Source organism: Bacillus sp. JJ1773, assembly GCF_036962035.1.
In the GTDB taxonomy this organism is placed as follows: Bacteria; Bacillota; Bacilli; order Bacillales; family Cytobacillaceae; genus Cytobacillus.
Map to the genome: position 1 here is coordinate 34,588 of NZ_JBALNX010000024.1, position 6,685 is coordinate 41,272.

Annotated in this window: 7 protein-coding genes and 1 pseudogene; 1 reads left to right on the forward strand and 7 read right to left on the reverse strand. The window is 33.0% G+C overall.

Annotation, left to right across the window (positions count from 1 at the left end; genetic code table 11):
• Window positions 1–62: 62 nt before the first annotated feature.
• The 7 genes from V7127_RS05475 to V7127_RS05505 form a co-directional block, all read right to left on the reverse strand.
• Window positions 63–212, reverse strand: coding sequence for a hypothetical protein (locus tag V7127_RS05475; protein WP_335355634.1), 150 nt, complete (start codon window positions 210–212; stop codon window positions 63–65).
• 289 nt (window positions 213–501) lie between these two features.
• On the reverse strand, window positions 502–1,110 hold the full coding sequence (locus V7127_RS05480) for an ABC-2 transporter permease (protein WP_335484212.1): 609 nt from the start codon (window positions 1,108–1,110) through the stop codon (window positions 502–504).
• A complete protein-coding gene (locus V7127_RS05485) occupies window positions 1,091–1,972 on the reverse strand; it encodes an ABC transporter ATP-binding protein (RefSeq protein WP_335484222.1) in 882 nt (293 codons plus the stop codon). Before V7127_RS05485 ends, V7127_RS05480 begins: the two co-directional genes overlap by 20 nt.
• Window positions 1,972–2,349, reverse strand: coding sequence for a GntR family transcriptional regulator (locus tag V7127_RS05490; RefSeq protein WP_335355029.1), 378 nt, complete (start codon window positions 2,347–2,349; stop codon window positions 1,972–1,974). The genes V7127_RS05485 and V7127_RS05490 overlap by 1 nt, the downstream gene beginning before the upstream one ends.
• A 701-nt stretch (window positions 2,350–3,050) precedes the next feature.
• Window positions 3,051–3,677 (reverse strand): isochorismatase family cysteine hydrolase, encoded by a 627-nt coding sequence (locus tag V7127_RS05495; RefSeq protein ID WP_335484214.1) that lies wholly within the window; start codon window positions 3,675–3,677, stop codon window positions 3,051–3,053.
• A 1,042-nt stretch (window positions 3,678–4,719) separates the two neighbouring features.
• Window positions 4,720–5,463, reverse strand: a complete 744-nt coding sequence (locus V7127_RS05500; protein WP_335484216.1) for an SDR family NAD(P)-dependent oxidoreductase — start codon at window positions 5,461–5,463, stop codon at window positions 4,720–4,722.
• A 90-nt stretch (window positions 5,464–5,553) separates the two neighbouring features.
• Window positions 5,554–6,108, reverse strand: coding sequence for an NADPH-dependent FMN reductase (locus tag V7127_RS05505; RefSeq protein ID WP_335484218.1), 555 nt, complete (start codon window positions 6,106–6,108; stop codon window positions 5,554–5,556).
• Window positions 6,109–6,217: 109 nt separating this feature from the next.
• On the opposite strand from V7127_RS05505, the pseudogene V7127_RS05510 reads away from it, so the two are divergent.
• Window positions 6,218–6,545 (forward strand): annotated as a pseudogene (locus V7127_RS05510) (winged helix-turn-helix transcriptional regulator).
• Window positions 6,546–6,685: the final 140 nt, after the last annotated feature.

Sequence of the window (6,685 nt, forward strand, 5' to 3'; positions counted from 1 at the left end):
CTTTCTAAGCTATAAAATCTAAGAATTTGTCAGTTATACAAATCCCTATAAAAAATTATTCGTTATTTATTCACATCAAAAAAATAAGGGTTACCACCCATGTTCAGTCGCATTTCATCTGTAATTTGAAACGATTCATTTGAATTAAGCTCATTATTTGCGCCATAGTCAAGCTGAAAACTTCCGTCATAATGATTAGGTTTTTGTTCCATCTTTTTCACCTCCAATCATTTTATTATCTTCTCTCTCCCTATAATTGATACATCAACTGTTTACTTTTATTGATACTAATAAGCCCTTCCTAAATATAAAAAGCCAAATTTCTCAGCGATGTATTTGAGAAATTTGGCTTTAGTTACTTCATAAAAGCGCCCTTTTGTTGAAGATCATTGCATACTAAAAGATAGTTTTTAAAAATATTATTAGATGACAGTCATTCTAAGAAATGTTCCACCTTGATTTCTCGCTCCTATAATTCCAAATCCCCTTTTAACAAACTCTCTAAAATACTTTTCTACTATAAATACGGATGGATAGCATCCAAGAAAAAATATAAAGAAGTACAACTGATAGTATTACACCTAAATACAATAGAGAATTATCAAAAGACAGAACCCATTGAATGACCTCTCTTAATCGATCATTGATATCAGGTATAAAACTATTGACAATAATTAAATAAAGGGCAAACACAACAATAGAGGCAATCATCAAATATTGACTTTTAAATAGGTAAGAAAATGGAAAAGCAAATGAAATAAACACCGTAACAATACTTGTTATAAACAATAATTGTTCCCATTGAATGATTTCTCTATGAATGACGAAATGACCAATAAAAATAGTAACTAAAGTCAAGAAAGTGAAAACGCATGCACCTATATACTTGGAACTAACAATTTCTTTTCGAGTATAAGGTAAAGAATTCAATAAGAGATGGCTGGAGGATTTTTCATCCATTGGAAAACTTTGCATGATGATGGCGATACAAAATATAATACCCACCCAGATAGTAGAAGTACTTAAAAATAAATATATTAATAATATAGGTAAAAGAATTAATAATGTATTTTTCTGTAAAATAATATCTTTACGAATGAGATTGAACATAGTTATCTTTTCCTTTCTTTGTATATAGCATAATATCTTCTAGTGTTGGTTTCTCCAAAATGACCGTATCACCAAAGATACTTTCTGTACGTTGTTTATTTATCGTTAATGCTTCAAATCCATGATTGGATTTACGGACACCTATAAATTCTTGTTCTGTATCACGATCTAATAGATTTATATTTCCTTTCACAAGTGCATAGTCTTCTTCGATTTTATAATACTCTTTTGTAAAAATATGTTGTCCATCATGGATAAAAGTAATATAATCCACGATTCGTTCTAAGTCTGTCGTAATATGAGTAGAAAAGAAAATCGTTCTTTCACCATCCTGCATGAGATCGTGAAGGATATCTAACAGTTCTCTACGAAATATTGGATCTAATCCCGACGTTGGTTCATCCATAATAATTAACTCAGCATCGTGGGATAACGCAATGGTTAAGGAAGCCTTCATCATCATACCTTTAGAAAAAGTTTTCAATGTTTTCTTTAATGGTAGTTCAAACCGATCTACATAATGATTGAATATAGAATCGTCCCATTTTTTATAAATTGGTCTTATTATATTTTTCATTTCTAATAAGGTAAGATTCTCATAAAAAACATTATGATCGAACACAAAGCCAATTCGTTGTTTTATTTCTTTTTCATGCATTTTATAATTCAAACCAAAAAGTGAAACCTCTCCACTACCCGGTTGTAATAAATTCATAATCAACTTAATCGTTGTGGATTTTCCTACTCCATTACCACCAATAAACCCTGTAACAAAGCCTTTCTTCACTGAGATTGATAAGTCTTTCAGTTCAAATCCTTTGAAAGCCTTATTTACATGTTGTAGCTCAATTACGTTTTCCATCATACTTCCTCCTTATATAACATTGTAAGTAATTCTTTTAATTCAGCTAACTCTACTCCTATTTCTTTACTATTTTGAATTGCAGCCATTAACTGTTCTTCAATGACTTTCATTTTTCGTTCAAGAATCATTTCATTATTTTGTTCAGATACAAATGATCCTTTTCCAACGATTGAGAATATAAAACCATTTTTCTCAAGCTCTTCATACGCCCGTTTTGTTGTGATTACACTTATATCTAGGTCTTTAGCTAACTGACGCATAGATGGTAAAGCCGCCCCTGCTTTCAGTTCATTCGTCAAAATTTGTTTCTTAACTTGCACATAAATCTGCTCATAAATTGGTTCTTTTGAAATATTGGATATTATTATTTGCATACAAATACCTCTTTTTAAAATAATGTATATACACTTTATATACATTATATACAAAGTGTGTATAATTTACAATATTTTCTTCCCATACAATTTTCGCCTATTTGATTTTCTCGCAATCACTTTCCACCCATTATTCCTAATAGCTTCACAAGCAAAACAATCTCTTCCCCTTCAAACCCTCATCCTTATTGGTAACCATAAAAAAACCCCTACTCCATTCAGAAGTAGAGGTTTGTAAATATATTTTATTTTGAATATTATTCTTAAAAATTCTTTTCATTTACAACACTGATAAATGTGATATAAATATTTGAATTTTTTTTCTAACTCCGTCTAGAAATTTTTTACACGACACACTTACTCCATTTAATGGCCCTTTTCATGAAGAAAGACGCTTTCCTTATTTCAGAAAAGCGCCCATTAGCTGAAGAAGGAGTTACATTTTAATTCTCGTTTAATTGCTTTAACCACTCTAAAAACTAATCTTGAGGTAACTTTACTTTTGAAAGTCTAAGTTATGGGAGAGTTTCAGGAACTAGCAATGGTTATGGTGGAACTCTTCTAATGAAACACACTGTAATTGAATCTTAATTTTATAAGAATCGACTTATTGGATATCGTTAATGGAAGCATCTAACGGCTGCAACATTACAATTATTCAAAGAATAATCTTTTCTTTAGTAGCCTATTTAAGAGTATCATTACATATTTGAAATGGCTTCGCGTGTTGTCCATGTAGCGCTACTAAAAGCTCGGTAGTTCGTAACAGCAGCACGAAAATCGTTTTCACTAATCGTGGCCGTTGCATCGTAAACAACAGCTGTCTTGAAGCCATTTTCGATCAAATCTCTCATATGCGATTCAACACATACGTTTGATAATACCCCAGCCAAAATTACTTGTTCTTTTCTACGTTGCCTTAGTTGATAGACTAGATCATTCGTCTGAGGACTGGCCACCTTGTGCGGTGTTGCAATGACGGTTGTTTTGTCCCAGATATACGGAGCTAAAGTTGAAACATAATCGGCTTCCGGAGTTGGAGGACTAAATTGATTTAATTTCTGATAAACACGCAAACTAATCAACATCTCTTGTTCGTTCCCTGTAAACTGCCAATCATAGTCATGTGGATATAAAAAGTGCGGGGAAACAAAGAGCTGATAACCTTTACTACGAGCAGTGCTTAATAGTAGTTCCAAGTTGGCTAAAGTATTATTTTGTTTAATGTTAGCCTTTGTCAAATGATATCCTCTTCCGCCTGGAGACAAAAAGTCATTTTGAGGGTCAGTAATAACAATTGCAGTATTAGCTGGGTTTGGTTTAAACATAGAATTATTCCCACCTTTTTTATGTTTTCACTTATCGATTATACGAACTACATTGATTATTAATTCCTTAGGAAAATGAAATTTTGAATTTAATGTGTGACAATAAAGTACGGATAAACAAATACAACTATTACTGTTCCAATAGCTATTGTAAACGTCAAATGCTGACAACAGTATGTCAGTGGAGATGAATATTTTTTCAAAAGTGCTTTGAACATTTATTCCTTTCAATAACTTTGATTTACTTACGAATAATTCCTTCTCTTATTCAAGAAAATGGCCCTTTTCATGAAGAAAGGCGCTTTCCATATTTCAGAAAAGCGCCCAATTGTTTAAGTGTAGTTCTTCACAAAAGTCTAGGAAGTAACCAATACACAACAAAGAAGAGACTCACTATCCCCCAAACTGTGGTTCCCACTATCCTCCAAACTATGGATTGGGTAGCTGAACTTTGATGAACCTCATTTTCCATATTTCTTGTTATAAAAGCAAGAACAACAAATTCGATTATGATGAACCCAACAGCTATCCAAGATAATAAATCCACTTTTTATCCCCCTTTGTTGTGAATTACCTTCTAAACCTGCTACGTAGTTCAAATACATTCCTTCGCAATTTTTATACGTTTCATAGTGCAAAAAGTTTCGAACACTTAATCAACAATATGGCCCGATTGTTGAACACAAGTTAAACATCGATCTTTAACTAAACTGGCCTGTTAGGACAATAAGTTCGATAAAAAGGCGTAAATCCTTTTTGGATAAACGCAACAGTTAGTTTAATTGGAGTAAACGCAATGAAACAGGGGAAATGAATGTATGTTTTTATACAAGTTCATACATTTGAAAGGGAAAGAACCAGAGAATATTCGTAGTTAAATTTTTTTGTTTTTTTAAAAACTACTTGAATCGAAAATAAATTCGCTGTATCTGTTAGTATTCTCTGTCTATTAAAAGAGAGCTAACATTATACTAGCATCAAAGTATATAAGCCAAAAGAGTCTATATGACTCTTTTGGCTTATAAGAAAGACATTACGGTTATTACAAACTAGCTGTTGCTCCTCCATCGAGAGTGAATTCTGAGCCGGTAGAAAAACTTGAATCATTAGATGCAAGGAATGAGACAAGTTTAGATACTTCTTCAGATTCTCCAAGTCTCTTTAACGGAGTATTTTCTATAAGGTCTTTAACTGCATCTTCAGTCCCTGGAACATCAAGCATTGGAGTACGAATTGTACCAGGATGGATTGAGTTAACTCGAATACCGTGTTCTGCAAAATCAAGAGCTGCAGCTTTAGTCATACCAGTGACAGCAAATTTAGAAGCCGAGTAAGCTATTGCTCCTTTTTGGCTAAACAAACCACCAACAGAAGAGATGTTAATAATAGAACCTTCTTTTGTTTTACTCATAGAAGGAAATACAGTCTTCATACCTAGGAATACACTTACCTGATTAATATTAATAACTCTTCTATATTCTTCTTCATTCATTTCTTGAGTTGGTTTGAAAAAATTGATACCAGCATTGTTTACCAGTATATTAATAGGTCCAAAAGTCGATTCTGTTTCATTAACTACGTTTTGCCAGTTAGATTCATTGGAAACATCGAGTTTAATAAATCTTGCATTTTCACCGAGTTCTTTAGCTAATGCTTCCCCTTCATCAGCAAGTATATCAGCAATAACTACTTTAGCACCTTCTTTTACTAAGGTTTGAACATGGGAAGCTCCTTGACCACGTGATCCACCCGTTACAATTGCAACTTTACCATCTAATTTACCCATCTTAATTCCTCCTTTAAATTTATGTAACCCTATCAATTGCATTGAAAATAATTATTAAGTGCAGGTGTTTAGCATAGAACCACAATTTTCCTACCTTTGATATTTCTCAATCAAATCAATAAAGGCATCAACGAATGATTGTAAAAATTGAACGGTTCCTTCGTTGCTAATTTTGCCGCTCTCATCCAATAAAGCTACAGCGTTACTAATATAAGCTTCCGGTTGTTGAACCACAGGCATATTTAAGCATACAAGTAATTGACGTAAATGGTGGTTTGCACCAAACCCGCCTAGATTACCAGGAGATTGACTAATAATAGCTGCTGGTTTACCATTCCATACACTCGCTCCATAAGGTCGTGAACCTATATCTAGTGCATTGCTTAATACAGCAGGCACAGAACGGTTATATTCAGGTGTTACAAATAAAAAAGCATCAAATTGCTTTATTTTGTTACGGAATGCCGTATATTCTGTTAGGACATTATATTCACTATCATCATCCTGATTATAGAATGGGAGATTTCCGATTTCGATAAATTCTGTTTCATATCCTTCGGGGAATAAAGCCGCAACATTTGATGCAATTTTTTTAGAAAAAGATTCTTTTCGTAAGCTACCAACTAAAATACCGATTTTTGTCATTTCATATCACCCTTTCTATCAATTTCATTATTACTAATAATCACTTTTTTTATAAGTAGGTACTTTAAAGTGGTATAGTATACAAAATGATACTAAAGGGGAAATTACGATGAATCTAGAACCAGAATTCTGTCGTGTAGAAGAGTCTTTAAGCATATTAGTCGGGAAATGGAAACCAATTATCTTATTACATTTATTGAAGCACGGTACTCAAAGATTCAGTGAATTAAAACGAAGAATGCCTGGAATCACGCAAAAAAATGCTGACTAATCAACTACGCGAGTTGGAGAACGAGGATATTATTCAGCGTGTTGTGTATCCCCAGGTTCCACCTAAAGTGGAATATTCGATTACTGTATACGGCATGAGCTTGGAACCGATTTTACACGCAATGCATGAATGGGGAACAAAGCATAAATTGCATAAAAACGATTGAGCGAGTAAAAAAAAACTGCCTTTATTGGCAGCTTTTTTTATTTTTATATCCAGTTTTCTTTAAAGGTGCTGCTCAATTAAAATGGTCCGATTGTTGAACGCAAGTTAAACAACTCTCTTCAACTCCCTCAGTTTAATTCG